The 1,279-nt window shown below is 37.1% G+C and carries 1 protein-coding gene; it reads right to left on the reverse strand.

What is annotated here, in order from left to right; all coding sequences use genetic code 11:
- Positions 1–183: 183 nt before the first annotated feature.
- A partial coding sequence (gene hemW, locus PSN35_RS06445; protein WP_300031074.1) for a radical SAM family heme chaperone HemW occupies positions 184–1,279 on the reverse strand: 1,096 nt, incomplete at its 5' end.

A 1,279-nucleotide genomic window follows, 5' to 3' on the forward strand; every position in this document is an offset into this window, starting at 1 on the left:
ACTCTTATATTTAAAATTAATAATGACTTTTAGAGAGCCATAGATACGTTGTGATCAATGCCACTAATATGAGCACAGTGAGGATCGATAGTCTCTGTAGTTTTAGAGTCAATGCTTGCTACAGCCAATGCCGCAAACACCAGTAATAATAAAGACAGTATGGTTTTCATCAAAAAAATTATATCACAGAAAAATAGCTTGCAAGTCATTTAAAAAATTGTAACCCTTCTCACTTGGCCTTGCATTTTTTTCCTTCACAATTAATAAATCTAGCGATTGAGCTTTAGCCAAATGCACCTCAATTTTTTTAATAGATTGCCCAGTTTGACTTTCAAACAAATTAAAATCAAATCCTTTTTTAAGTCTGAGTGCATTCAACATAAATTCAAAGGTTACATTCTCAATGGTTTCAGTGGTTTTCTTGCAGTTTTCTATATAGTCTTTAGGGGATTTTGATTTAAGCGTTCTAATGACTTTCCAATCTTCAGCAAGTGTGATTTTGCCATGCGCCCCTGCACCAATGCCAATATAGTCACCAAATTCCCAATAATTTAAATTGTGCTTAGAGGGTTTTTTACCAAAGGCTGATACCTCGTAACGCGTAAAACCATGCTGCTCTAATAGCGCCACACCCTGCTCACCCATTGTCCAAATGTCATCGCCTTGTGGCAAAGTTGGTGGAAATTTAGCAAATAAAGTGTTGGACTCAATAGTGAGTTGATAAAAAGAGATATGAGTCGGATTTAAATCAATCGCTTGATGAATGTCGCTCAAACTTTGCGCTAATGTTTGCCCTGACAAACCATACATCAAGTCAATATTAAAATTATCAAAAATCTTTGCCGCTTCGGTGCAAGCCTTGCTTGCCTCTTGCGCACTGTGAATGCGACCTAAAGATTTTAAATGCTTGTCATCAAAAGACTGCACGCCAATAGATAGTCGATTAATACCAATGTCTTTAAAGGCTTTGAATTTTTCAACTTCAAATGTACCCGGGTTGGTTTCTAGGGTGATTTCTATATCTTTTTCAAAGTCTAATCGATCTCTCAAGCCAACAAACAATTCATTTAGCGCTTGCTCGCTCATCAAACTTGGGGTGCCGCCACCAATAAAAATCGAATGAATTTTTCTATTTTGAATGTAGTTTAGGTCGTTATCAAGATCTGCTAACAGCGCTTTAATATAGCCACTTCTGCCCTCTCCTTCGTGGGAGTTAAAGTCACAATAGGGACATTTTTTAACACACCACGGATAATGGATATACAGCGATAAAGGTGGC

The sequence above is a fragment of the Candidatus Thioglobus sp. genome, assembly GCF_028599055.1.
Classification (GTDB): domain Bacteria; phylum Pseudomonadota; class Gammaproteobacteria; order PS1; family Pseudothioglobaceae; genus Thioglobus_A.